The 25,460-nt window shown below is 32.0% G+C and carries 23 protein-coding genes; 6 read left to right on the forward strand and 17 right to left on the reverse strand.

The features are described 5' to 3' along the window. Positions 1-2: 2 nt before the first annotated feature. From BALOs_RS00075 to BALOs_RS00135, 12 genes are all read right to left on the reverse strand, one after another. Complete coding sequence (locus BALOs_RS00075) at positions 3-905, reverse strand: glycosyltransferase (protein WP_114706009.1); 903 nt, start codon at positions 903-905, stop codon at positions 3-5. Next, positions 895-2,142, reverse strand: coding sequence for an O-antigen translocase (locus tag BALOs_RS00080; protein WP_114706010.1), 1,248 nt, complete (start codon positions 2,140-2,142; stop codon positions 895-897). The genes BALOs_RS00075 and BALOs_RS00080 overlap by 11 nt, the downstream gene beginning before the upstream one ends. Then, entirely contained in the window at positions 2,139-3,242 is a 1,104-nt protein-coding gene (locus BALOs_RS00085) for a DegT/DnrJ/EryC1/StrS aminotransferase family protein (protein ID WP_114706011.1), read from the reverse strand. Before BALOs_RS00085 ends, BALOs_RS00080 begins: the two co-directional genes overlap by 4 nt. Before the next feature lie 219 nt (positions 3,243-3,461). Further along, on the reverse strand, positions 3,462-5,090 hold the full coding sequence (locus tag BALOs_RS00095; protein ID WP_114706013.1) for an HAD family hydrolase: 1,629 nt from the start codon (positions 5,088-5,090) through the stop codon (positions 3,462-3,464). Beyond that, a complete protein-coding gene (locus BALOs_RS00100; protein WP_114706014.1) occupies positions 5,087-5,488 on the reverse strand; it encodes a VOC family protein in 402 nt (133 codons plus the stop codon). The genes BALOs_RS00095 and BALOs_RS00100 overlap by 4 nt, the downstream gene beginning before the upstream one ends. Next, entirely contained in the window at positions 5,485-6,042 is a 558-nt protein-coding gene (locus BALOs_RS00105) for a GNAT family N-acetyltransferase (protein WP_158536786.1), read from the reverse strand. Before BALOs_RS00105 ends, BALOs_RS00100 begins: the two co-directional genes overlap by 4 nt. 2 nt (positions 6,043-6,044) lie before the next feature. After that, positions 6,045-6,767 (reverse strand): class I SAM-dependent methyltransferase, encoded by a 723-nt coding sequence (locus BALOs_RS00110; RefSeq protein WP_114706016.1) that lies wholly within the window; start codon positions 6,765-6,767, stop codon positions 6,045-6,047. After that, a complete protein-coding gene (locus tag BALOs_RS00115) occupies positions 6,751-7,164 on the reverse strand; it encodes an FdtA/QdtA family cupin domain-containing protein (protein WP_114706017.1) in 414 nt (137 codons plus the stop codon). Before BALOs_RS00115 ends, BALOs_RS00110 begins: the two co-directional genes overlap by 17 nt. Beyond that, positions 7,154-8,155, reverse strand: a complete 1,002-nt coding sequence (gene rfbB, locus BALOs_RS00120; RefSeq protein ID WP_114706018.1) for a dTDP-glucose 4,6-dehydratase — start codon at positions 8,153-8,155, stop codon at positions 7,154-7,156. Before rfbB ends, BALOs_RS00115 begins: the two co-directional genes overlap by 11 nt. Beyond that, positions 8,148-9,017: a glucose-1-phosphate thymidylyltransferase RfbA gene (rfbA, locus tag BALOs_RS00125; protein WP_114706019.1), complete on the reverse strand. Its 870-nt coding sequence runs from the start codon at positions 9,015-9,017 to the stop codon at positions 8,148-8,150. The genes rfbB and rfbA overlap by 8 nt, the downstream gene beginning before the upstream one ends. Beyond that, entirely contained in the window at positions 9,017-10,024 is a 1,008-nt protein-coding gene (locus tag BALOs_RS00130; protein ID WP_199506611.1) for an NAD-dependent epimerase/dehydratase family protein, read from the reverse strand. Before BALOs_RS00130 ends, rfbA begins: the two co-directional genes overlap by 1 nt. Further along, on the reverse strand, positions 10,024-11,283 hold the full coding sequence (locus tag BALOs_RS00135; RefSeq protein WP_114706021.1) for a nucleotide sugar dehydrogenase: 1,260 nt from the start codon (positions 11,281-11,283) through the stop codon (positions 10,024-10,026). The genes BALOs_RS00130 and BALOs_RS00135 overlap by 1 nt, the downstream gene beginning before the upstream one ends. Before the next feature lie 1,248 nt (positions 11,284-12,531). Between BALOs_RS00135 and BALOs_RS00145 the strand changes: the two genes are divergently transcribed. Next, positions 12,532-13,635: a glycosyltransferase family 4 protein gene (locus tag BALOs_RS00145; RefSeq protein WP_114706023.1), complete on the forward strand. Its 1,104-nt coding sequence runs from the start codon at positions 12,532-12,534 to the stop codon at positions 13,633-13,635. Here the strand turns inward: BALOs_RS00145 and BALOs_RS00150 are convergent. Further along, entirely contained in the window at positions 13,616-14,629 is a 1,014-nt protein-coding gene (locus BALOs_RS00150) for an MraY family glycosyltransferase (protein ID WP_158536787.1), read from the reverse strand. The two genes, BALOs_RS00145 and BALOs_RS00150, sit on opposite strands and share 20 nt — an antisense overlap. A gap of 112 nt (positions 14,630-14,741) precedes the next feature. Then, entirely contained in the window at positions 14,742-15,950 is a 1,209-nt protein-coding gene (locus BALOs_RS00155; RefSeq protein ID WP_114706025.1) for a UTP--glucose-1-phosphate uridylyltransferase, read from the reverse strand. 313 nt (positions 15,951-16,263) lie between these two features. Here BALOs_RS00155 and BALOs_RS00160 point away from each other — a divergent pair, with 313 nt between their 5' ends. Further along, the gene (locus BALOs_RS00160; protein ID WP_199506612.1) at positions 16,264-16,515 is read left to right on the forward strand and encodes a helix-turn-helix domain-containing protein; all 252 of its coding nucleotides are present in this window, start codon (positions 16,264-16,266) and stop codon (positions 16,513-16,515) included. Between the two features lie 4 nt (positions 16,516-16,519). On the opposite strand, the gene BALOs_RS00165 is transcribed toward BALOs_RS00160, so the two are convergent. Next, complete coding sequence (locus tag BALOs_RS00165; RefSeq protein WP_158536788.1) at positions 16,520-18,565, reverse strand: sulfatase-like hydrolase/transferase; 2,046 nt, start codon at positions 18,563-18,565, stop codon at positions 16,520-16,522. A gap of 236 nt (positions 18,566-18,801) precedes the next feature. Between BALOs_RS00165 and BALOs_RS00170 the strand changes: the two genes are divergently transcribed. Together BALOs_RS00170 and BALOs_RS00175 are read left to right on the forward strand one after the other, a co-directional pair. Next, positions 18,802-19,545, forward strand: a complete 744-nt coding sequence (locus BALOs_RS00170) for a polyprenol monophosphomannose synthase (RefSeq protein WP_233500236.1) — start codon at positions 18,802-18,804, stop codon at positions 19,543-19,545. 283 nt (positions 19,546-19,828) lie between these two features. Next, positions 19,829-21,331: an LTA synthase family protein gene (locus tag BALOs_RS00175; RefSeq protein ID WP_162929468.1), complete on the forward strand. Its 1,503-nt coding sequence runs from the start codon at positions 19,829-19,831 to the stop codon at positions 21,329-21,331. On the opposite strand, the gene BALOs_RS00180 is transcribed toward BALOs_RS00175, so the two are convergent. Further along, positions 21,318-22,478 (reverse strand): glycerophosphodiester phosphodiesterase family protein, encoded by a 1,161-nt coding sequence (locus tag BALOs_RS00180; RefSeq protein WP_120403963.1) that lies wholly within the window; start codon positions 22,476-22,478, stop codon positions 21,318-21,320. The genes BALOs_RS00175 and BALOs_RS00180 overlap by 14 nt on opposite strands. Before the next feature lie 288 nt (positions 22,479-22,766). Here BALOs_RS00180 and BALOs_RS00185 point away from each other — a divergent pair, with 288 nt between their 5' ends. Both BALOs_RS00185 and BALOs_RS00190 read left to right on the forward strand, forming a co-directional pair. Further along, a complete protein-coding gene (locus tag BALOs_RS00185; protein ID WP_120403964.1) occupies positions 22,767-23,534 on the forward strand; it encodes a hypothetical protein in 768 nt (255 codons plus the stop codon). A gap of 1 nt (position 23,535) precedes the next feature. Further along, positions 23,536-24,048: a hypothetical protein gene (locus BALOs_RS00190; protein WP_120403965.1), complete on the forward strand. Its 513-nt coding sequence runs from the start codon at positions 23,536-23,538 to the stop codon at positions 24,046-24,048. 28 nt (positions 24,049-24,076) lie between these two features. Here the strand turns inward: BALOs_RS00190 and BALOs_RS00195 are convergent, their stop codons facing one another. Beyond that, on the reverse strand, positions 24,077-25,261 hold the full coding sequence (locus tag BALOs_RS00195; protein ID WP_120403966.1) for a hypothetical protein: 1,185 nt from the start codon (positions 25,259-25,261) through the stop codon (positions 24,077-24,079). Between the last annotated feature and the right edge of the window lie 199 nt (positions 25,262-25,460).

A 25,460-nucleotide genomic window follows, 5' to 3' on the forward strand; every position in this document is an offset into this window, starting at 1 on the left:
ACCTATTTGAACTTGTATTTTGTGAATGTTAAATAGTATACTATTAAAGCTATTAGTGCTTTTAAATTTATTCTAATCGAAAGAGAGTATTTTAAACACTCTAGGTAGTTCATCTTATTTCTGAGAGAGAAAATTATTTGAGATTGTCTAAATCTAATCTCATTAAAATATTTAATTGAGTTTTTTATTAGGTAATTACATGTGTTTAAATGATCTATATCTGCCTGTGATATATTATTTGTTTTAAGTGTAACGTTGTTAGAGTGTCTACGGTATTTTCCTAGCACTTCATTTATATAAATAGCGGTTCCATTACCTATTGTCTCAATCCAGTATAGCCAATCTGCAGCAACAGGAAGGTACTTGTAAAATCCATGTGGCGGGGTTGCAGAACGTCGAACCATGTTAGAACAAGCTCCATTTATACAACCGAGTTTAATTAGATCTTTTTTTTGATAATTGCTTCTTTTTAAATTTGAAAATAGAAATAGGGTTTTCCCTGATTCAGAATCAAAAACATCCAAATTATGAAAAACAATATTACAGTCACTATTACTTTCTAATATCTCTACTTGTTTCCTTATCTTACCAGGTAACATTAAATCGTCACCACCAAGCCATGCTATATACTTTCCTTTACAGTTGAAGTGAGCTTTATTTGTATTAGCAGTTACACCTTCATTTATGTTAGATGTTATTATTTTAATTGATATGTTGGTTTTACGATTTTTTATAAAATTATTAATAATTGCAACAGTATTATCAGTGGAATTATCATCTGAGATTACAATTTCTACATTGTTATAGTCTTGAGATAATACTGAGTCCAAACACTCAGTAATAAATTTTTCGTGGTTATAGGTTACAATTGCAACACTAACTAATGGGTTATTTCTATTTTGCATATTTTTTTAATATTATTCTAACTGTTATAAAGTAAAGACTATAGTTTATTAAGTAAGCAGTATTTATACCATGAAGCCCCCAATAATTTATAAGTATTTTAGATAGTATTACAAATAATAAAGAGTATGTAATTTCTGTAGATATAAACCATCTAGCAGCTCCTTTTGAGAGCATTGGGTATGCATATAACCAACTGTATACTTTAATTATGTCTCCACTTAATTGTATTAGAAAATAGTCCCTTGCAGGTAGGAATTTTTCACTAAATAGTAGTATTATTACTAAGTCTCGAGCTAAATATATAATTAATGTACCTGATAATATTATTGGCATAACAATCTTAGATACTTTATTTATTTCGCTTTTTAATTCAGAATATTTTTCTAATTTACTAAGCTTTGGTAAATAATATGTTCCTAAAGAAATAGTAATGACTTTAATATATACTTCAGATATGCGCCAAACCGATTGCCAGATTCCTGCAGCTTCCCACCCTTCTTTTTCTATAATTGTTTTACGCACTAGTGCTATGGCGAAAGGGAATAAAGTACTAGAAACGATAGCCATCGCAACATATTTTAAGATATTTAATACATGCTCCTTTTCTATTTTTTGCGTTAATACTCTAAATTTAAACCAAGTCTTTTGGTAAGTGATGAGAACACCAATAAGCCCAATTATTGCATATTGTATACTTATACCTATCAAGGCTCCTTGAGTAGAAAAATAATAGATCATGCCAATTATCAGCGTCGTTGATAGAAGCGTAGATATAACAGTTACTTTTGCGTAGTCTCTATACTGTTCTTTAGCATTTAGGATAGATGTTATTAATGTTCCTAAACTAGTTATGGGCAATATTGAACAGATAAGAATTATTAAATTTTTATATTTTTGATCATCAAGAAAGTATAGTGAAATTTGCTCTGAAAAAATAAGCGTGATAGGTAGAATTATTATATATATTAAAAAGACTATTCTTAGGCTTGCTGTCCACCATTTCGAATAATACTCATATTCTTTGTTATTATATTTAGCAGTATATTTAATGATCCCTGCACTAGTTGGTGAATTGATGATTCCCGTTAACATTGTTACAATTGACTGGATCTGACCAATGAGTGCTATTCCTGTAGGGCCTAAATGAACAGAAATGATTTTTCCTATTAAAAAGCCACAGCCCATTTTAATTAATGTTAGTGAGCCGGATAAGGATGCAACTTTTAATAGCTTCATAATTTAAAAGAGTTGATACTTTCAATAATTTGATCAATATCTTTAACTGTTAAGTTAGGGTCAATTGGAATAGATAGTACTTTGTTATGGAGTGACTCTGTTATCGGTAGGTGAAGATTACTAATTTCTTTATAAGCCTTTTGTTTATGTATTGGTATTGGGTAATGTATTAAAGTATTAACATTATTTCTTCTCAAATGTTCAATTAGCTCTTCTCTATGATTAGTTTTTATAACGTATAAGTGCCACACATGTATGTTGTATTGAGCGATATGTGGTAGAGTTATCAGAGGGTTGGTGATTTCTGTAGAATATCTTTTAGCTATATTTTGTCTTGTAATTGTTTCGTCATTTAAATATCTTAATTTTACATTCAAGAATGCCGCTTGAATTTCATCAAGCCTATTGTTTCTACCCTTGTATATATGTTCGTACTTTTTCTCAGAACCATAGTTACTTAATGCCTTAATAACTTCATATAGCTTCTTGTTGTTTGTAGTTATTGCTCCTGCATCTCCTAGTGCTCCAAGGTTTTTTCCAGGATAAAAACTAAATGCCGCAGCATCTCCCCAGCTTCCTGCTGGTTTTGATCTATGTGTAGCCAAATGTGCTTGTGCTGAATCTTCAAGAAGTAAGATAGAAGAATTTTTAGTGAGTTCAGAAATTTCACTCATATTTGCCATTTGTCCATATAAATGTACAACGATAACAAGTTTAGTTCTTTGACTTATGTGCTTTCTTATTTCTTTTGCTGTAATATTAAATGTTTTACTACAAGGTTCGATTAATATAGGCTTCAATCCACAACTTGAAATTGCAAGAATAGTTGCAATAAACGTGTTCGCTGGTACAATTACTTCATCACCACTTTTAAGAAAACCTATTTCTTTCCATGCTAAAATACATAGCACTAAGCTATCTAAGCCATTGGATGTACCAACACAATATCTTGTCTCAGTTATTTTAGAAAATGATTCTTCAAACTCCTTAACCTGATCACCATTTATAAAGTATCCCGATTCTAATACTCCATTAAAAGCTTTAATAAGCTCATCTTTATATTTTAAATTTTGTTTTTTTATGTCCAAAAAAGGTATCAAGTTTTCTTCCACTAGTTTTGTTTGTTTTTGATGTAATTCACTATATTGCTATATGAGTTTAAAAGTGAAATATCATCTGTTGGTATATCAATGTTAAATTGAGACTTTAGTTCAATAATTATGTTTATATGATTAAACGAGTCCCATTCTTCGCAGCTTTCCATAGATGTGTTTTCATTAACTTCACATTCAAGTGTTTCAGTTAGTATTTCAGTGATTTTATTTTTCATATATTACCTGTATATTTAATTTTTCAGTTTTTAGTTGAGTATTGTTTCTTAGCGAATACTCTTTTTTGTTACCATTTTCACTAGTTAATAAGAATCCAAGGTCGTCAAGCTTGTCTTTTATTAATATATTTTTTGCTGTTGGTATATAGCTAGCCTTAATCTTTTTATCGTGATTTTTCAGAACTGATTCTAGGAACACATTTTCAATTTTTTTTCCAATAATTCTACAGCTCAAAAGAAATGTATCAATTTCTATATCATTAGTATTTTCTTTAAGTATAGTAAGTATTGTGATGCCCTGGTTCCCAAACTTATCTGATACTTCTGCTGTATAAACATGATAGACCTCCGAGTTAATAAATTCTACTATCTGTTCTTTTGAATATCTTTTTGTTGTAAAATTAAATTGATTTGTTTTTTGTGTTAGCTCTGCAATTCTGTTTACTTGCTCTATATTGTTTTTGAAAATTTTAATTTTAATGTCTAATGAATTTATAAAGTCATTAATGTCTTCAAAGCTTCTTTCAACCTGTGTTCTTTTAAAGTTTTGAAGATAGTTCTCTTTTTTATTTAGATCTTCTTTACTTAAAGAGAATTTAGTAAAGTATTTTTTATCTATTTCTATTATATGCAAGGGAAGGTTGTCTGGATTTTTAGGAAAATCTGGAACTGTGCAATTTGTATTTATTTTTGCAATCTCCCTCTCTGCTGGATTATCGTCTATAAAAACAAGACTGTCTTCGCCAATGTTTAATTCTTTAGCGATCTGTCGTAGATTGGTGTCTTTAGAGGTCCAATTCACCTTTTTTATTATGAAATCTTCCCAAGTGAGCGGACATTCAGGGTGCTTGTCAAATACTTCTTTTGCATCCTTTTCATTATTCTTTGAACAAAGAGCTAATAAAACACCTTTTTCAGAGATTTTTTTTACTGTTTCTTGAAAGATATAATACGGCTCACCACTACCGTCTTTGCTAAGTTGAATATTCTCTATTCCCTCTTCTCCGATTACTCCGCCCCAGCAGGTGTTATCAAGATCTAGTACAAGGCATTTTTTATTCTTTTTAAGAATATTCATGATAGTTATTTCTATTTGTTCTGCTATGAGTGATATTCCTAGTTTATTGTAGGGATTTCTGCTCATGAACCATAATGATTGATCCTCAATATTTTTTGAGCCATATTCTTCATATAGCGACATTGTATCAATTACAAAAACTCTTTCATGTTTAATTGATAAGTCATTCAATAAACTATTTATAGATAGTTGTATTTTTTTTTCTGAGTTTTCAGAATTATAACAAAGACCTTTGTTAAATATTGCATCAAACTTAATTGTATTTATGATTACGTATGATTTAGAGTTCTTTAATGATGAATTTATCAAGTCATTAATATGATTTTTTATGTTTTGTAGACTATTTAATTTCAGTAAAGAATTACCTTCAAGAAGAATTGCAATAAATTCCGGTTCGTATTTAAAAAGAGAGCTGTTCTCTAGTAGTAGCTCTTGATTGTATTGATTGTATTCTGAGACATATACTTCAGAGTTAAGTGTTTTTTTAATCTTTCTTGCTACAAAGTCAATATTGTAGTTTCCTGTGAATGCAATTTTCATTTGCTCTCCAGTAGCTCTATTATTCCAGTTTCTTTTGTATAAAGAAAAGCTACATTCTTATTATTAAATGCTATTGCGGGTTTAGGTTCCTGTATTGTAATGAAGCCTTCCATGTTAAGTTTCTCAATCTGAGAATCTATATCATTTGTCAGATAACAAATGTGATAAAGGTTACTCTTTAACTTTGAAATTAAGGATTTTACATCTGAATCATCTCTGCTTGGCTCAACTAATTCTAGAGTGTGCCCGTTTGAATTTTCATGATCCATGAAGACAATGTTTACACCTCTCTCATTGTCTTTGATTATGTCCGATGTGACTCGATAGCCTAGCTTGGAAAATTTATCAATAGTCTTGTCTAAATTTAGAGTTAAAAAACCGTAATGATGTACTTTCACTTAAATATCTCTATCTTTTTTTTAATTTTTTTCTTTATGTTTTCGTATTGTAAATAATCTATATAGTTTTCGATGAGTGTAAAATCCGAATTTTCTAGTTGTATCATATGTTCTGTTTGTGTAGCTCCAAAACGTTTGTGAAAGTTTAAGGTTTTTGTGTTTTCAGCAACCGTTCTTGAGTATATCTTTTTTAATTTTATTACATTAAATCCAAAGTCATGCAATAGTAATACTGACTCGGTTGATTGTAAGCTATTTCCTATGCATATCCATCTTCCAAACTCTGCTGTGTCTTCTTTATCTATATTGTACAGAGAAATTGTTCCGATTAATTTATCTGTTTTATTATCAATTATTGCAAAGTAATAATCACCATTTTTATTAATTTGAGAGCTCAGCCATTCATTTTGTTTTTCAATTGATGGAACTGTCTTATTTAGATATTTAGATATTATTTTATCAGTTCTTAGTTTGATAATATCTTCTGAGTAACGAGTTGTTACTGGACGTAGCGTAATGAAGTCGCCTTTTATATCACTTTTATATATTGCCATGTTCACTTCTTTGCTATTATGTATATATCTCCGCATATTTCAGGGTAATGATTACCAAGTTCTATGTAGCCATTGATAATATCTTTATTCCAGTCCTTTTCAATTTGTCGATTTGTTAAGGGCTTGATCATAACGCCTCCGAATTCTATTATATTTAGTCCAGAAGAAATGATATCCCTTTTTAATGTTTCTGGTGTGTACACACGTACGTGGCCAAGGGTGATGTCTCTATCATTCAAATCTGTTTCTTTGTTTAGAAGTCCCATTTTGACAGCTACTTGCCTATGAAGGGACATAGCATTTGGTACTGAAATATAAAGAACTGTTTCATCTAGCATATTGTTATTTTTTATGTTTTTTAAGGCCTCTATTGGCTCATTAATATGTTCGAGAATGTGACTCATTACAATGTTTTTTGATTTAATATTTGCAGGAATACTCTCTGCATAGCTATGTACAAACTCTACTTCCTTTAGTTTATCATTATTACTTAGGATTTCGATTGCTTTACTCGAGCCATCAACTGCTATTGTTCTTTTAAATTTACTATTCAATAGTTCTGTGAATGCTCCATCACCTAATCCAATCTCTAATACTGAATCGTATGAGTTTACATGTTTTATGAAATTTTGGAACTCTTTGTGTCGTACGGTTGTTTCTAAGTTTTTCCAGTCTTCATGTAAAGAGTCGTATTTTTCTGCTATTTGATCAAGATTTGTATTCATTATTTTCCTCTAAAAATTGGATATACTCTTCATAACTATTTATATAATCATTCTTATCATAAAGCTCATTTGCTAGCACAATAAGGCAGCAGTCTTTTGAGAAGTTATATATCTCTCGCCATAAGGGTTTGTTTATGTATAAATACTTTGATGGATCATTGAGTTTATAAACCTTTGAATTGATACCATCATCGAGCTTTATATCACAACTACCACTTACGCATATTAGCATTTGTTCAAGGTTCTTATGAGCGTGAAATCCTCTGGGTAAATTTTTTGTATTAAAGATATAGTACAATCTTTTTACTATAAAAGGGATTTCGTTACCAACTTCTATTGATATTAAACTACCTCGTTCATCAGTAAATGTTTTAAGTCTTTTAAGATTATCTATCATTTTGTTTCATATAGTATAAAATTGTGTTTTCAATACTTTTATGTATCTCGTGTTTTGGTACCCAACCTAGCTCTGATTTAATTTTGGTAATATCAACAGCATATCTATAATCATGACCCTTTCTATCCTCAACATATGTAATTAAAGATATATATTCATTAACATCTACATTCTTTAACTTTGCAATCTTTTCACAAATTAGTAAGACTAGATCTATATTTTTATACTCGTTATCACCACCAATGTTGTAAACTTCTCCTGGTATGCCTTCGTTAAAAACTTTGTAGATAGCTTCACAGTGATCTTCTACATATAGCCAGTCTCTAATGTTAGTACCTTTTCCATAAATAGGTACAGGTTTCTTATTAAGAATATTGATAATAACTTTTGGTATTAGTTTTTCTTTATGTTGTTTAGGACCATAATTATTAGAACAATTTGTTATTACGGTGTTTAGTTTAAAAGTTTGATTATAACTTCTTACAAGCATGTCAGATGATGCTTTTGATGCTGAGTATGGACTATTTGGTGAATATTGACTTTTTTCTGTAAATAATCCTGTCTCATCAAGTGAGCCATATACTTCATCTGTAGAGATATGATGGAACCTAGAAGTCTCGATCGAGTTATTTTTTGACCAATGTCTATAGGCTGTTTGTAAAAGACAGTGCGTTCCTATAATGTTAGTTTGTATAAAGGCTTCAGGCCCATTTATTGAGTTGTCTACGTGTGACTCAGCTGCAAAATGTATGACATCTGTAATTTGATGCGATTCAAATAAATCATTTAGCTTATTTAAGTCACAGATATCAGCATGAATAAAAGTATAATTCGAATTCTTACTAAATTCGGTGGTGTTATCTAGGTTTCCTGCATAGGTTAATAAGTCTAGGTTGATTATTTTGTCTTCTTTATATTTTTTTAGGTGATAATTAATATAATTAGAGCCAATAAAGCCCGCGCCACCAGTTATAAGTATGTTTCTACTCATATTTTACGACCCTTTTTAAATACTCTGAATATGAATTGTTTTTTAATTTGGAAATTTTTTCATTAATATCTTCTTTAGATATCCACTTTTTAAGATATGCAATTTCTTCTAGGCACGCAATTTGTAAGCCTTGTCTTTTTTCAAGGGCATATACAAAGTTTCCTGCCTCGAGAAATGATTCATGTGTTCCAGTGTCTAGCCATGCTATTCCTCTTCCTAGAACTTCCATCTTGATTTTATTTTCTTTTAAGTATGCATTGTTGATGCTAGTGATTTCTAACTCGCCTCTTTTTGAGGGCTTAACATTCTTAGCTTTCTCCACAACTGAGTTATCATAAAAATATAAACCTGTTACAGCATAGTTAGACTTTGGCTTTTCAGGTTTTTCTTCAATTGTAAGTACGTTTGAGGATTTATCTATTTCGGCAACGCCATATCGTTCGGGATCATTGACATAGTAACCAAAAATAGTTGCTCCCTCATTGAGTTCTGCAGCATTTTCTAGTTTTTCTCTAATACCTTGACCGTAAAAAATATTGTCGCCTAGGATAAGACAAACTGGTGAGTTTCCTATGAATTTCTCGCCGATAATAAATGCTTCGGCAAGGCCATTTGGTTTATTCTGTATCTCATATTCTAAATTGATTCCATATTGTGATCCATCTCCAAGTAGGTCTTTGAATAGTGGCATGTCTCTCTTTGTTGTAATAATGAGTATTTCTTTTATGTTCGCAAGCATCAATATACTTAATGGATAGTAAATCATTGGTTTGTTGTATATTGGTAGAAGTTGTTTTGATACTGAGTAGGTCGCAGGGTAAAGTCTTGTTCCTGAACCACCAGCAAGTATAATTCCCTTCATTATAATTTCCTCTTTTCTTTGAAGAAGTATTCAACAGTGGCTGATATTCCCTCGTGCGCAAGGACCATAGGGGAATAATTTAATAATTTTTTCGCTTTAGAAATATTAGCTAATGAGTGCTTTATATCGCCTTGTCTGAAGTCTCTGTATAATGCTTCGGTAATTGGAATATTTTCATCAAGAGAGTTTAGCCCCTTGTTGATCATATCATAAAGTGTGTTCAAGCTCGTTTGCTCTTCACATGCTATGTTAAATGCTTCTCCATATGCCTCCTTTTTAGAAGTTATTGAGGCGAGGATATTTGCTAGGACAGCATTATCTACATAGCAGAAGTCTCTAGAGGTTGTGCCATCACCATTTATGGTTGGAGTATCTCCTTCTAGTAGTTGACCAATCCATTTTGGTATTACTGCAGCATATGCACCATTTGGATTTTGTCTTGGCCCGAATATATTGAAATAACGTAACCCTATTAGCTCCATTTTATAAGCGCTTGTGTATGCATCGGCATATACTTCATTTATTGCTTTTGTTGCAGCGTATGGTGATAAAACCTTTCCTGTTTCGTACTCTACTTTAGGTAACTTAGGACTGTCTCCATAAACAGAGCTGCTAGATGCATATACAACTCGTTTTATATTGTTGGCTCTAGCTGCTTCTAAAATGGAGATAAATCCATTCACATTATTTTGATGAGTATCTACTGGTAGTTTTATACTTCTAGGCACAGAGCCTAGTGCGGCTTGATGAATTATCTTTTCGCAACCTTTTGACAGTTCAATCATTTTTTCTGTGTCACAAATATCAGCATTGTAAAAATTAAATGATGATTCAGGGTGGCTAGTTGAAACCTCTTTGAGGTAGTCAATATTGCTTTGTAGTCCTGTGAGGAAGTTGTCTACAGCTATTATATTTTGATTATTTCTAATTAAGTAATCACATATATGAGATGCTACAAATCCGGCAGCTCCAGTAATGAACCAGTTGTATTTCTTTTCAAGTTTCACTATAAGCTCCAATAAGTTCCAGTATGCATACCTTTCAAAAAGTTTTTAACATCAAGAATGATAGTATCATCAGTAATTAATTTATTTAGGTATTGCTTATTATATACTTTATGAGAGACGGCTCCAATAATTACATTTGATTTTTGAAGTTCATCTATATTTTTAACAATCTCAAGACCATATTCTTGAAGGGCTTCATTTTTTGAGGCTTCAGGGTCGTGAATTTGAACTTTTATACCAAAAGATTGTAGTTCCGAAACAATTTCGACAACTTTTGAGTTTCGTAAATCTGGACAATTTTCTTTGAAGGTTAATCCTAAAATAGTGACTACTTCTGATGAGATATCGACTTTATTCTTTATCATTAATTTAATGGCTTTTTCAGCAATGAACTTAGGAATATAGTCGTTTATTTTCCTGCCACTTAAAATAACATTAGGGTGATAGTTTAGCTGTTCCGCTTTATGTGTAAGATAGTATGGATCAACACCAATACAGTGTCCACCAACAAGGCCAGGTCTGAAGTTTAAGAAGTTCCATTTCGTACCAGCGGCTTCTAAGACTTCTAGTGTATTTATATCCATGCGATCGAAAATGAGAGCTAATTCGTTTATTAGAGCAATATTTACATCTCTTTGAGTGTTTTCTATTACTTTTGCTGCCTCTGCTACTTTGATGCTTGATGCTTCGTAAACACCAGCTGTTACAACACTTTTATACACTTCTGAAACCACTTTTAAGGATTCTCCACAACATCCTGAAACTACTTTTGTAATTTTTGTGAATGTGTGTTCTTTGTCACCGGGATTAATTCTTTCTGGTGAGTATCCAACCCAAAAATCTTGGCCGTGCTTAAGTCCCGATTCTTTTTCAAGGATTGGAACACATATATCTTCTGTAACACCTGGATATACTGTTGATTCATATACGACAATATCGCCATTTTTTAAAGCTTTAGCAACAGTTGTACTTGCAGCTTTAATTGGACGCAGGTCAGGTTGTTTAGAATTATCGATAGGTGTAGGAACTGCAACTATATGAAAATCTGCTTCTTTTAGAATATCAATACTATCCGTGAATATAATGTCAATATTGGGAAAATCATTAAAGTCAATTTCATTAGTTGAATCTTTACTTTGATTCAATTCTTTAATTCTTGATTTATTAATATCAAATCCTATAACACGTGAATTCTTTGCAAAATTCACTGCTACAGGAAGGCCGACATAGCCTAGTCCGATAACAGATACTTTTCTCATTTTTTACCTTTAAATAAGTGTAATTATTTGTATATGATATTAATTAAAATTAACTCTTGTGTCTAATATTCTATTTATAAAGGTATACTGATTGAAAAGTAAAAAAGCATTTATTTTCACGCTCTTATATACACTCGTTCTGCATTGCGTTGTCCACTTTGTATTACCAGTTATTATACCAGGTTTGTTCACTGACGGAGTATCAAGTTTTACACCTGATGTTGGTAAGTTTCATAACTTAGCTTGTAATGGAGAATCAAATATAACTCTATCCGGAAACGTAGTAATATTTGTAATTAAGATCTTTTATGATTTATTTGGAATTTGTAATGTTGCTCTATCCGGTTATCTTGGCGTTATGTTAATATCTATAGCCGGTTATTTGATAATTGATACGTTTTCTGTTTATTTAAAGAAAAAAGTACTGCTTTCTTATCTATTAATTATATCACTTCCATCTGTAATTAATTGGTATCTTTTTTTAAATAAGGAATCATTTATATTCTTGGGGCTTTGTTTTATTTATAATTTTCTGTTTTTTACAAGAAATAGAAATATTGCATACGATCTATTTTTTATAATGATAGGTGTGACAATTATATTGGTAACAAAATTTTACTATAGTTACTATCTGTTATTCATATCATTAACCATTTTAATCATATCATTAATTAAGAAAGATAGGACTCTACTAAAAAAATCTTTGGTATCGTTAGTGACAATATTGATTACTGCAAATTTTGCTAAGAATGTTGGTGTGTTCGATAGAGCGAGTGTTGTTTCGAATCAGAAAAATAGTGTAAACCTTGTCTATGAGAAGTCTAATTTTAATAAATTATTCTCTATGCCTTTGTATGCTCGAAGTTATTATCTATCCCGTCAGAAGGGTGATAGTGACGTAGATAGGGACTTGTTTTTCAAACGTTACAGAGATTTGTTCGCATATATTCCAAGATTGACATACTTAAGCTTCTTTTATCCATCTCCAAAAGACTATTCGTTTTCATCATTAAGATCAATAATGATAAGTATACAGAGTCTAATTATTGGTACTGCAGTTATCTTTTCTGTATTGGCACTATTTCGAAATATATACTTATTACCTTTGTTTATAGTGATAGAGGTTATTTGCTTTAGTGTACCAAATGTAGGTTCATATTATAGGTATAGAGATCCGTTTCTGATATTTATCCTAACTTATGGTTTATGTAATTTACAAAACTTTATAGAAAAATATAGGCTAACTTTATGTCAAATAAAAAGATAATACTGTGCGCATCAGATTCTTGGTACCTTTTAAACTTTAGATACGATTTAATAAAAGAATTGAATGAGAAATATAGTGAAGTCGTAATCGTAACAAGCTTCGATGGAAGTGAAAAAAAAATGGGAGAATTTTTTCCTAATATTAGGATAATAAATTCATTGCTTGATAGAAAATCTACTGGGTTGATGAAAAATGTTTTCTTAATTTATTGTTATTTTAAGATTTATATAAATGAAAAACCAGATTTTGTAATGAACTTTACAATAAAGCCAAATGTTTTTTCTGCTTTTGTATGTATTGTTTTATCAATACCCTTTATAAATAATGTAACAGGCTTGGGTACTGTATTTATCAAAGGGGGGGCTCTACAGAATATCGTGATTTACTTGTATAGAGTAATTTTTCCATTTGCAAAGAATATCATTTTTCAAAATAATGATGATATGAGTCTTATAAAAGATTTCAAAGTTTCAGCAAGAAATTTCGTATTAATTGAGGGGAGTGGTGTGAATACGAACGTTTTTAGTTCTAACGAAAGTATATTAGAACGAGAATATGATTTTGTATTCATCGGGAGGATTATTAAGGATAAAGGTGTTGTAGAATATATAAAGGCGATGAAGAGACTTAAATTAGAATATCCAAGTCTAAGAGTTTTAATTGTGGGTGGCCTGGACTCTGATAATCAAACAAGTCTTTCTAAAGAAGAATTTAATGAGCTAATTGAGGATTCAGGTATTGAATATCTTGGTAAAAGGAGTGATGTACCAAAGATCTTGAGTGAAACTAAATTTATGGTCTTGCCTTCATATCGTGAAGGACTTTCAAAAGTTTTGATTGAGGCTGCGAGTATGGGGTGTGTTATATTGACTAGTGATGTGCCTGGATGTCGTCAAGTTGTAGAATCAAACGGCTTCTTGTTTGAGCCTAAAAATGTTGAGTCATTATACAATACAGTATTAAATACAATAGAGATTGGGGATGAGGAATTATTAAGACTTTCTAAAAATAGTAGAAAACTCGCAGTAAGCCGGTTTTCCACAGAAATAGTAAATAAGAAAATATTTAATTTATTACAAGATTAAGACTCTTTTTTTTTACTCTCGAAAATATAAATACATTAATTAGTGAAAATGAAAATACAAATAATAATGGTATTATAATTTTTCCCGTAAAACGATTAAGAATGAGAGAAATTATGATACAAGCTGAGTTAATAAAGAATAAACTAAGTGCCGCTTGTAAGTGTGTAAAGTTTGCATCAAGTAAAATGTGGTGTAGATGATTTTTATCCGGGCTAAGAGGGCTTCTCTTTTCTTTGATTCTAATTAAAAATACCCTTAATGTATCAAGAATTGGTATAAAGAAGATACTCACTGCCATTGAAGGGGCAGATCTTAATTGAAATTTAAGATTCGGTAGAGTGTGATTCAGATTTATAAACTTAATTATTAAAAATGTTAGAGTTAAGCCTAGAAGTAATGAACCAGTATCACCCATAAAAATTCTTGCAGGAGTTTTATTATAAATTAAAAATGCAATAACAGAGCCTATTATTGCAAGTGAGAGCCCCGCAAATATTATAAATCCATTGGTAATAAACCAGATAGATAGAAATGTTGCAGCCGAAATAGAAATGAGGCCCGCTAGCCAGTTAATACCATCGATAAGATTAAATGCATTTACTAACCCGACAATCGTTATAATCGAAAATATGTAAGATTGGGTGTCAGTTAACTCATATATGCCTAACGTTCCATAAAAACTTGTTATTCTTGCACCAGATAGGACTATTAATATTAAGGCACATGCAATTTGTATTATTAGTTTATTTTTAGCTGAAAGAATAAAGATATCATCTTTTAATCCCAAGAAAAAAATGATGAATTGAGTTGCTAAAATATATTGCAGGCCCGAAAATAACTTGTTTGGTGTTAAAAGTAACATACTGAATACGATACCTAGAAAAATACCAATTCCACCAAGATTAGGGACTTTTTTGTCATGTGAAGACCTTTCGCATGGATCTGCATAAATAGTAGCATGGTTTGCAAACTTTATTAGTATGGGCATTGTCATGTACGACACAATAAAAGAAATAAAGAATACTAGTATGTAGTAAGCCATTTTGATCCTAAGTTAATTAAACTTATTAAAGATATATTTTATATATTATGAATGAACAATAAGTTTATTTGAAGTGAAAAGTACCATTGTTTAGCATAGAGGACTTTATTAAGTCTCTAAAATCACGTATGTTTTTGATGGGACTAAAAAACTTTTTTCGGTTCTCTTTATTAACATTGAGAATATGAACAAACTTTTTTCCTGTTTCTCTAGCTAGTCTATCTGAATTTAACAGTACTGATCCCATCGCACCCTCAAGCTGCACAAAGTCACCTTTTTGATTTTTTATTAAGTCTGGTAGTGCTATTTCACTATTATCGATAGCATTAAAGTTTACGAGTACTAAATTCGTATTGAAAAAAGCGTCATCATCTTCTTCGCGAAGACCCAGCTTTTCAAAGTAATCTAATTGTCCAGCTTGTTCAGCTTGTGCTTTTTCTACAATTGTAAGGTAGGTCTTATCGCCTTCGACTTTTAGAGCAATTTGGCCACCTTTCATATCACGGTCAGTTTTTGTGGTGGTTACCATAACAACTGGAATATTCTCAGTTAGCATCCAATTGACAATAGCGCGATCTGGAGTGGAGCTTAGATCTTCTCCATTTCCGATACAGGCAACAATATTGTCGCCGGAAGGCCTTGGGCCTTTAAAGACTTCGTATCCAAAGATACCATGTCCCGCAGGTGCAAGTCTCTCAGTTGAAAGCTTGCCATCTTTGATAGTTGGGAGTTTTTGTTGAACCACTGATTCAAGGCGAGAAAAGTTTTCATTTAAGAGTTGAGAATGCTTCTCCCACATCTTATCTAGGATTGGCTTTACATCATTATTAACAAGGTCCTGTAGGACCACTTTTTTGAATGAGCTTGTTTTCTTTGAAGCTTGAATGATTTGAGCTTCAGCTAGTGAGATGTCTCCAAATTCTTTTGTTTCAATATAAAGATCTGTAGATTTTGAACCTGGAGTTGTGCGGCCATATTTTTTTAGATATTCACTTCGATCAAGGCTTGAGCCAAGGCCTCCGTGCATTTTTCTAAGCCATAAAGTACAGTCGACTATTTCTTTTGTTGAATATCGTTGCTTGATGTCTTCGTATGAATAAAAAGGAAGTTCGCGACGCATTAATTCTCGAGGTGCAATTGCTGTAGGGTAAACCCCTGTGTCATTTTCAGGAGTAGCAATTCTTAGTTGTTCTTTTTTCTCATTAAGTTGAGAAAGAAGCCCCTGGAAGTACTCGAGTTCAATAGGATTCGTGATAAATTCTTTTAAATTCATAGACTGGAATAATACCAGATGCTTAGTGAATACTGAAATATAAAATATTCACTTAACGGCATATGAAAAATGCACTTATGTACATATTTTGCGTAAATTTTAGTAGGTTATGCACTTGAGTGAATATTGTGTGGAAAAAGATAAAGAATATTCACTTGATGGCATATCACGGTTGTCTGGAGAGAAAATATGCCATCAAATGAATACTTGATCATTTACGTATGCATTCAAGTGAATGCTCGCAAAAAACTCAAAAGATGATACAATTAAATTCATTACAACTGTTTTACGGAAGAAACGGGGAGAAACTTTAATGAGTTATGATAACTTAGACTTAGAGTTCTTAGAGTATGCCAAGACGGCCATCAAGAAGAATGACTACTACGACATCGATCTAAAAGCTTTAAGAAAATCACTTGGGCTTAAGCAAACAGACTTAATAGGTATAGATCAGCCTGATGTCTCTAAAATTGAAAATCGTCTCGATTTAAAACTTTCAACATTGAATAAGTATGCAAAGGCCTGTGGCCTAGAGATGGAAATTAAATTCCACCCCAAGCATTAATAACTTATTTAATGAGCTCTAACTTTTGAACACCTGTTACAGTTGGGAAGTATGCACGTCCAGTGAACACGTATAGTGTTTTCCTTAATAGGTTATGGATTTTTTTAATCAGCCCAGTATCATTTTTAACGAGTGTTGCTTTATACTTCTTCCCATTTATTTTTATCTCAGGTTTTTGTTTCTTTCCCGAAATATAGCGATAAAAGTGATCAGGTGTTTTTGTATTCTTAAAGCTTACTCGGTTGAATGCTTGTTCGAAGTTTTTTGGAAGATGTGTATATTGAATGATTTCACCTTCTTTTGAGCTCTCCACAAGACTTTTAAGAGGCCCATTAAGATTCCAATCGATTAACTTTCGATAGTTTGAGAAATTTTTAGAATCGATCTTTTGCTTAGTTATATCGATAATATCATCATTACTTAAGTGGAAGCCCTCATCTAAAGGTTCAATTTTAAGATTCGCACTTAGCTTTCCAGAGATAGTACAAAACTCATTACTTGGGGCCTCAGTCTTAAAGAACTCTTCAAAAGTGTCACAGTAGTCAATCCACGTGAAGGCCTGGTTTGGAGACTTTCTAATTAAGTCTCTTGAATATTGTATTTTTTTCTTCTTTCCAAGAAAATAGGTCGGTGTGATCTTTCCCTTCTCGTCATAGTAGAGGATTAGAGGAATTTTAAACTTATTGTCTCCAGCATAGAGAAATTCATCTTTTACACGAATACCTTTATCTAGGTTCTTAATAGACCATAGCTTTAAAAACTCTTCTTTCATTCCTTTTAAATAGGAGTCTGTTTTAGCACCATATTGTTCATAAAGAGTTTTTTCTTCTTTTAAAAGATCAACGCCAAGGCCAACCTTATAATCAGTACCTAATTGAGCCAAGAGTGTTGTTGCAACATCAAGGTGAGTACCGGGTTTTGTCACCTCACCAGTCTTACTATTATTTGGATAATTGATGAGAAATAGGTTTTTACGGTCCATTCCCTGTAATTTATCTGATAATAAATTTCTTAATGATAAATGATCTGACATGACAACAATAAGAGTGTTGTCACTATATTCAGAGGCCCTGATTTTATCGACAAATTCTTTAATATAATAATCAGAGCATTTAAAAGCTTTTACTAAGCGACTGTCACCATCTTGATGATTGATTTTACATGATGGGAATACATGACCTTTTGGGTGGTGTGTATCTAATGTATTTACTGATAAAAAGAACGGGTTATCTTTTTTAGCTAAATTATCGGCAACTATTTTTGCTTCATCAAATAAGTTCTTATCATAAAATCCCCAAGAGTTCGTTCTTGCTGTTGGGTATTTCTTCTTCAAGTCATCTTTACCTTTAATAAGGCTATACTTATGAGTTTTTAAATAATTTTTCGTACCTGAGAAAACGACAGAGGCACCTTTGAGGTGGGCACCAATATAGCCATTACTATGGAGAATGTCGGGAAGGCAAACAGCAGAACCATAGAAATTGAATATACCTTCCATTGCATTGCCTTCACCTGCTGCTTCAAGAGGAACGCCACATTGTGAAGCAACCATACCTGCAATAGTCCATGTTGCACCATAGTTCGAATACATATTAGTAAATGAAAGAGATTGCTTTTCTAACTCTCTCATATTTGGTGTCATTCCTGGAAAGACCTCATCATTTAAATATGTTTTTTCAAAACCTTCAGCGTAGATAATGATGAGGTTTTTCTTATCTTTGATTTCTGCAATCTCGTCACCGGCTTTGTGAATATCTATTTTTACGCCTTGAAATTCATTAGGCTTTAAAAGAGTATAGAGATTATGTGTCAATGGACTTGAGATAATGGCCAGTAGAAGTACTACTGTAGCAAATTGTGATGCAACCTTCTTTTTCGTTATTTTATAAGTGAAGAAAATTGATAAGATGATCATTGCAGCACTAGCAATAATAATATTTGTGTACTCACCAACTCCTGCTTCTACTGTATCAAGTCTTAAGTGATAGAGGACAACATCATTTAGCCCTACACCAGTAAAGTAATTACTTACGATAAAGATATTACTCATCGTAAAAAAGATAAAAGTGAGGGAGGCTGTTATTTGTGATAATATTTTATTATTGTTTTTGGAACGAAGCGTAATCGTTAGGGCAATAAGAAATAAAACAATACTTAAATAGATGTTGAAAAAATAAAACATATGAATTCCTGAAGTCTGCAATGCTTGATTATACAGGTTGTAAAAGGTGTTGAAAAGATAGTGATCTTTTCTTATAGTTCTTTCAGTCATAGGAGATGAAAAAGGTGAGCACTGGCCAACTTCCATGGAATAGATCATTGATCATTATTCCAACTTACAATGAAATCGATAACATAGAGCGTATGATTGATACGATCTTTGGAAAATACCCAGAGGTCTCATTGCTTATTATAGAAGATGGTTCACCTGATGGAACTGCAGATGTGGTTAAAAAGAAGATGGAATCAAATGAAAATCTTCATATAATTGAGCGTACTGGAAAACTTGGACTGGGTACGGCCTATATCACTGGATTTAAGTGGGCCCTCGAAAATAAATATGACTTTGTCTTTGAGATGGACTGTGACTTTTCACATGATCCAGATGCGGTTAAAGACCTTCTAGCAGCAGCACAGGAAAATGATCTTGTTATTGGTTCTCGCTATATTGATGGAATTCGAATTATCAATTGGCCATTTAGAAGACTTCTATTATCTTACTGTGCATCTATTTATACACGATTCATGACAGGGATCCCTGTTCTTGATACAACAGGTGGCTTTAAGTGTTTCACACGTAAAGCACTTGAAGCTATTAATTTAAATAAAATCATCTCGAATGGTTATATCTTTCAACTTGAACTAAATTATAAGGTTTGGGATAGAGGACTTAAGGTAAAAGAAGTGCCAATTATCTTTTATGAAAGACGTGACGGTCAATCAAAAATGGGTGGCGGAATTATTTTTGAGGCCCTTTTTAATGTTGTAAAATTAAGAGTTTTAAAACTCTTAGGTTTACTAAATTCTTAATGAGCCTTGACCTATGAATATATTTGGATTCTTTTATTCGTTAGTTTATTTAGCTTCCTTCATAAGATATTCAAATAGCTTATCTCTTTGGAAAAACTATACCGCCTTTGATTACGGTACGTTTTTGTTAGGTTTTATATTTATTATCTGTCTTGCTCAAACAGTCTTCCATTTTTGTAAAAAGAAATATTCAAGGTTAGCATTTTCGATTTTTTTCATCAGTTTATATTATATCGGCTATATCTTCTTTCATCGTACAAACACTGCTTATGATTATGCAATTTTGATTGATAATATAGGTGAAGTTTTAATACCTGAAAATGGTGCAATATTTGGACAAATTTATCGTGTAAAAGATGTTGTTACTCTTTTATTTATTCATTTAATAATCATAGTTACTTTTTTTAAGAGTAAAAAGTTTGAAGTTAGTTATAGAAGACCATTGCTCGGTTTAGCTTCTTTAATTGTTTATATTTTCTTGGTGATCTTTGCACCTTATTCTAAAGAAGAACTGTCTGCATTTGCTAAAACAATGTCTGACTATTATTTAAATAGTAGCTCAAAATATATTGGTGAAGCTTATAAAAACATAGATTCAATTTTAAATTATCAATTTGAATCAACTCATCCAGAAGATAAAAAAGATATTATTCTAGTTCATCTAGAATCTTATTCAGGAATTTATATAAATAAAAAGATTAACGGCAAGTATGTTACACCCGTAATGAATGAACTTTATAAAGAGGGACTCTCTTTTAAACATTTTTATTCTAATTCGATTCAAACAATTAAGGGCCAGTATGCGACTCTTTGTTCGCTAGTTCCGCTTCCTCGAGGAAAAGCGTCATATCGTGTTGATAGCAGTAAGTTGGATTGTTTGCCTCGTGTACTTGGTCAAATGGGATATACGACATATTTTCATGACTCTTTTGGTAATCCAGGCTTTGATAATACACATGACTTCATAAAAAAATCTGGTTTTGAATATATAAAAACTTCTCGTGAAATAGAAAGTAAGCCTGGTGTTTTAAAGTGGGGATGGGGAGTCCAAGATGATTTTTCATACCGCTATTTCGTAGAGAATATTGAAGAGTTTAAATCAAATAAGAAGCCTATATTTGCAATGATCCAAACAGTATCAAATCATATGTGGTTTGATCGTGTACCAAAAGACCAGAAAGAGATATTTCCAGATGAAAAGCATTTAACAGAAGCCTTCATTAATTCTCTACATGCAAGTGATAAATACTTGGGAACATTGATTAATGAATTAAAAGAGAAAAAGATCTTTGATGATTCAATCATCATCATTACAGGTGATCATAGTTTTCCAAATTCTGAGCACGGTATGAAAAGTAATGCAGCTGGCGCGTACGAAGAGTTCTTTAGAGTACCAATGTTAATTATTTCTAAATCTCAAAACTTAGATGGCAATATTGAAAATATTAATGGTAGTCAGGTAGATATCAAACCTACAGTATTAGACTTGATCGGATATAAAGGTGAAGTACAATCTGCCGGTGAAACATTAATAACTAAATCAGAGCGAAGCTCTTACCTGGTTCAGCCGTACAATGGTACTTTCTTATCAGTTGTTAAACATCCTTATAAAGTAATTTGGAATAAAAGAAATAATCGTTGGCAATATTTTAATTTAGAACTTGATCCTGAAGAAAGAAGTCCAATTAAAAAAGAAAATAAAGAGATTAAAGCTTTAAAAAAAGAAATTGGATTTATCTTTGCCAATGAAGAATACGCAACACAATTTACTCCTAAAGAGGATTAAAGCATTCTACTTTTTCTTTAAAGTCCCAATTGTCAGCATAGAATCCATGGAATAATCCTAGTTCATTACATGCTACAAATATCTCATCTCGCTTATCCTTTCCGTGGTTAAGGTGATAAGCGTAGACTTTAAACCCATGTTTTCTTAACTTCAAAAGATCATCGTAATTATTCTTAGCGTAGTAACGACTTAGTGCGATTGAAGTAATTCCCTTTCTTAAATATTCATCGAGTTTATTCTTTATATTTAAATAAAGATAATGAGTTGGCATGGCCTCTTTTATATTTAGCTTTAATGCTTCATTCAATGAGGATTCGTTAAATAACTCCATTACTAAACGTTCTTTATATTTGAATACTTCTAATACTTTTTTGGGCTTATTAATCTTATCCGTGACTAAAACTGCATCAGGATGTTTTTCGAACCAATTACGAATCGTACTTAGATCCAGTGGTGTATACTTATTAAATAATTTGTGACTCATAAAATCTTGATGGGTAGGCGGAAGGTCTCCACTATAATTTGTTTCATCGGCCCAATCATCCCATTCGTGGACGGCCACGATTATGCCATCACTTGTCTCTTGGAGATCTAATTCAATTCTTCTAAAGCCTTTTTTGTAACTACTGTTAATTGCTTCAAGTGAGTTAGTGTAAATTCTTCCATCGATTACACCTCCAGCATGAGCAATGAAGCGTGAAGTATCTGTGAATGCATCTTTATGTGGGGGCTCAAACCTTTTTATGATTTCAAGTTTAAATACACCTGTTAATTCGGGGATAAAGCTTTTCTTTATTATTTTGTACCAAAATTCCTTGATGGCATTTTTAATCTTAATTAATAATGGTGAGTGATCTGCGATTAATTTAGCCTGATAGATATTGTAATTAAGTGATATATTGAAAGTTCTCTTTGTTTTAATATCTTTTATTACAGTGAAAAGCTCTTGTGTATTTGCTGATTTCAAAAATCTTCTTTCATATTTTGAACTCAATTCTCTAATTTGCTCAGAGGTGAGCTTCTTTTGAACTAAGACGTTATCCCCTTTAGATGTGGATTGAATTAATTTTAAATCTAATTCTCCTAGCTCAATAGCTGAACTTGTAAAAGTCAGAATAAGAATTAGTAAGGGCCTAAGTATATACATATGTAATGATCTACCTTCGTGATTATAGTTACTTATAAAATATATTGTATTTATTTTATAGTTGCTCTCACGTATTTACTAGTGCTTATAAATTTCTTCATTCCAATCTGGAATGTTTCATTTCATTAGTGAAAAAAATCAGATTTTCCACTATCTAAAGTTTATTTATGCTCTATCAAATACTTAACAAGAACGCTTATTGATACTTTTTACATTGATAATGAAAAAAATTTATTGGCAATGTATGAACAGTGATCAACCAAAAAGCGAATATGAGGGAGAAGCAAAATGGACAAGGTTTTTTTAGAAAGACCTTCGGTTAACGAGGTTTTGCGGGATAAGATCAGAAAATACAAGAAAGAGCATTCCCGCTTAAGTAGTAATCAAATCGCTCGAAGATTGGGACTTCCACCTTCGACATTCCACCGCCTTGAAATGGGTGATGTTAAAAATCCTGGACTAGACATTTGTGTAACAGTCCTCAATGGCCTTGCCAGTAAAAAGGACACAGCGGAATTCGTACGCGAGTACTTCCCTGAGGTGCATGAAAGTCTTTATGGGCATTTTCATGAGATGGCTGGTTACCAAAAAAGTAATGAATCAATTGATAGATTCTTTAAAGAGCCTTCGACATTTAAAATGATGATGAAAGCATCAACAAAGTACGGGCTAAGCGAACAGTCAGTTCTCCAAGAAAATGGTAGAGTTGGTCATAAGAAGTTTATGGAACTAGCTGCAAATGGAGTACTACAAAATAAAGATGGAAGATTTTACACTAATAATGAGAATATGATCTTAGATATTGATACTCGTGCAAAGTTGAGCTCTATGATTTATCAAGATATTGCAGAGAACTGTGATGAAAGTGGAAATGCAATGGGAGCAATAGAGGGCTGTTGGTTTGAATCACTTGATGCTGAAAAAGTTGTTCCTTTAATGAAAGAACTTGTAAATGAGTTTAATTATCAAATGAGTAAAATTATGATGGATCCAAATAACGCAGGAAAAGATGTTATTTTTTACTCATCATTAGTTAGAAAAATGGGAGAGGCTTAATATGAAAGCTGTTGTTACATTAATATTACTTTCTACTTCAATATTTGCAAATCCTTTGACATCAAGGGGAGCTGGAGGAGGAAGTGGGACTTTAGCGCCAGAATCTAATAGATCTAAAGATGAAATTCTTGGAGCAGGCGGAGGAAGTGGTACTTTAAGAAATATTGATATTATCGATTTACATAGTGGGGAAGGCTATGGAGGCTCTTTAAGTATTAATGAAAGAGATCTTTTAATAGAAAGTATTGGAGGAACATCTACGACTGACTGGAGTGTTGGTAAGTATGAGTATGTATCGAGTTTAGATAGATGGGTTTTGAAGACTAAAACGAGGTTATTAAGTCTAAAAGATATTGAATTAGTTGATAAATTTGAGTCGAAACAAAACGAAGTGAAGAATTTCTCAAATAACATGAGAAGCCGCAATAATAGAATTAACAATAGGTTTCTCAAAACCATGTTGGAAAGAAGTATAAAATTTCAGAAGTATAAAATTAATGACTTTGAATATTAATAAAAGGGGGTGATATAATCACCCCTTTTTAATTACAATATTCTATAATTTCAAGATTGTGTTTATTAGCTGAGAATTTATATTTTTCTAATAAAATTTCATTATTTAGAGGATTTCTAAAATAGTGCTTTTCTATTTTCATTAAGTCTTCATTAGTTGATATAAAATTGTACTCTAGCGGAATTTTAGGTCCGAGCTTATGTCCAAAGAATATTTCCTTTCGAGGTATATAGTTTCTAGTGGTAAAGGTTTCATCTTGTGTATTCTCTGTTAATTCTTGTAGCTCATTATTAAAAATAATTCTAGTAACATTGTCATTGTGAATGGAATCTTGGCCAGGTTTGAAGCATATTAACTTCTTTGTGAATATAAATTGTTCTTTATCAAATGTAACTTTTTCTCTCAATGCATCGAAGTCATTTATTGGATATGCAAAAGCCATGTAGCCTATTTGTAATATTGAATCGGTTGCGATTTGATAGCTAAGCTCTTCAATTTTAGTCATAAGATTAATGTGTTGATTCTCTCCGCGAAGCGAAATCCCTTCGTACAACTCAATTTCGTTATGTTTCTTTGTAAGAAAACCAATTGATTTACCGTTTTGAGAAATTAGGGCACCGTCGCGGACGCCTTCGCAATTTTTGATGTTAAGAAGTTGTGATTCGTTATCAAATGAGTTGGCATAGGCAAGGGATGCGTATGTAAGTTCACAATCTTGAGATTGAAGCTCGCCTAGTTCATTGAAATAGTTAAGTTGAACTTCGTTATTATCAATTTCTGGAAGTTCAATATTTGCTGTATTAGGTATTTCTTTTTCGAGGTTAAGTTTTAAGATCTTGTCTCCGAATTCATTTGAGAGCTCATCTTCGACAGATGTGACCTTGATTAGTTTGCCGTCTGTTGTTTGAATATTAAATGCCTCATTTTCTGTGGCACAATTTTCTGAAATCAAAACTTCGCTTTGAGATTTTACGATTCCCGAACAAGTAAGCTTCTTCTTTTCTGTTTTAACAGCAACAATTCCCTCTGGGCACTCGTGGCCATCGCAGAAGTTTCCTAATTTTGGATTGAGAATTGTTCTGTCGTTTGAGATTCCACCTAGCGTCTCCTCACTTTGAGAAGCTATATTATTGATCGCTTTTTTCGCGTCATCAGAACATGACGTTACTGTAAAAGCTAGAATGAGAATGATTGGTGCAATTAACTTATTCATATTGGTAATTTATCGAAAAAATGAACGCTTATGGGCTTTAGTGAAATTTATTTATAGGGTGTAAAAAGAGTGATTACTTAATGTGTTTTTGGGCACTTAGCTTGGTGGTGTTCATGATTATTAACTGTAAAATGTAAAAAGTCCGCGATGTCAGGGATGCGAAAAAGTCTGCTGGAACCCTATGGCCAAGTATGGTAAA

The sequence above is a fragment of the Halobacteriovorax sp. BALOs_7 genome (genome assembly GCF_003612895.1).
Taxonomy (GTDB): domain Bacteria; phylum Bdellovibrionota; class Bacteriovoracia; order Bacteriovoracales; family Bacteriovoracaceae; genus Halobacteriovorax_A; species Halobacteriovorax_A vibrionivorans.

Coding starts and splice junctions, on each gene's coding strand:
- BALOs_RS00150 (WP_158536787.1), bottom strand. CDS start 14,629: ATGACAATGCCCATACTAATAAAGTTTGCAAACCATGCTACTATTTAT.
- BALOs_RS00135 (WP_114706021.1), bottom strand. CDS start 11,283: ATGAGAAAAGTATCTGTTATCGGACTAGGCTATGTCGGCCTTCCTGTA.
- BALOs_RS00195 (WP_120403966.1), bottom strand. CDS start 25,261: ATGAATAAGTTAATTGCACCAATCATTCTCATTCTAGCTTTTACAGTA.
- BALOs_RS00155 (WP_114706025.1), bottom strand. CDS start 15,950: ATGAATTTAAAAGAATTTATCACGAATCCTATTGAACTCGAGTACTTC.
- BALOs_RS00080 (WP_114706010.1), bottom strand. CDS start 2,142: ATGAAGCTATTAAAAGTTGCATCCTTATCCGGCTCACTAACATTAATT.
- BALOs_RS00165 (WP_158536788.1), bottom strand. CDS start 18,565: ATGAGTAATATCTTTATCGTAAGTAATTACTTTACTGGTGTAGGGCTA.
- BALOs_RS00105 (WP_158536786.1), bottom strand. CDS start 6,042: ATGGCAATATATAAAAGTGATATAAAAGGCGACTTCATTACGCTACGT.
- BALOs_RS00110 (WP_114706016.1), bottom strand. CDS start 6,767: ATGAATACAAATCTTGATCAAATAGCAGAAAAATACGACTCTTTACAT.
- BALOs_RS00190 (WP_120403965.1), top strand. CDS start 23,536: ATGAAAGCTGTTGTTACATTAATATTACTTTCTACTTCAATATTTGCA.
- BALOs_RS00160 (WP_199506612.1), top strand. CDS start 16,264: ATGAGTTATGATAACTTAGACTTAGAGTTCTTAGAGTATGCCAAGACG.
- BALOs_RS00115 (WP_114706017.1), bottom strand. CDS start 7,164: ATGATAGATAATCTTAAAAGACTTAAAACATTTACTGATGAACGAGGT.
- BALOs_RS00185 (WP_120403964.1), top strand. CDS start 22,767: ATGGACAAGGTTTTTTTAGAAAGACCTTCGGTTAACGAGGTTTTGCGG.
- rfbA (WP_114706019.1), bottom strand. CDS start 9,017: ATGAAGGGAATTATACTTGCTGGTGGTTCAGGAACAAGACTTTACCCT.
- rfbB (WP_114706018.1), bottom strand. CDS start 8,155: ATGAGTAGAAACATACTTATAACTGGTGGCGCGGGCTTTATTGGCTCT.
- BALOs_RS00145 (WP_114706023.1), top strand. CDS start 12,532: ATGTCAAATAAAAAGATAATACTGTGCGCATCAGATTCTTGGTACCTT.
- BALOs_RS00075 (WP_114706009.1), bottom strand. CDS start 905: ATGCAAAATAGAAATAACCCATTAGTTAGTGTTGCAATTGTAACCTAT.
- BALOs_RS00180 (WP_120403963.1), bottom strand. CDS start 22,478: ATGTATATACTTAGGCCCTTACTAATTCTTATTCTGACTTTTACAAGT.
- BALOs_RS00095 (WP_114706013.1), bottom strand. CDS start 5,090: ATGAAAATTGCATTCACAGGAAACTACAATATTGACTTTGTAGCAAGA.